The organism is Shewanella sp. 1180_01, from assembly GCF_052850535.1.
This window is the reverse complement of record NZ_VXCT01000218.1, coordinates 1-293: the sequence shown is the minus strand read 5'-3', so window position 1 is coordinate 293 and position 293 is coordinate 1. Positions and strand designations below refer to the sequence as shown.

Annotated in this window: 1 pseudogene; it reads left to right on the top strand. The window is 51.2% G+C overall.

What is annotated here, in order from left to right:
- Nucleotides 1–270 (top strand): annotated as a pseudogene (locus FW758_RS24935) (tyrosine-type recombinase/integrase); the annotation flags it as partial.
- Between the last annotated feature and the right edge of the window lie 23 nt (nt 271–293).

Genomic DNA, 293 nt, shown 5'->3' with positions numbered 1-293 from the left:
TTAAGAAAACTGTGCCGCACCATTATTGCCGACATGGGCGTAGATACCATGGTCGGTGAGCGGATTTTGAATCACACCTTGCCATTATTACTGCGCACTTACGTCAACAGCACCTTAGATAAGGGCATGTTGATGGCGTTGGATGCCTACCACGCACACTTAATCACGCTGGGGTTTGATGATGTGGCGCCCGAGATTATGCGCCAATCGACCACTGAGCCGAGTGAGCCGGACGAGCCGGACGAGCCAATGTTAGTGGGGTGGTTATGACGATGACAATTAGAACAACTAGG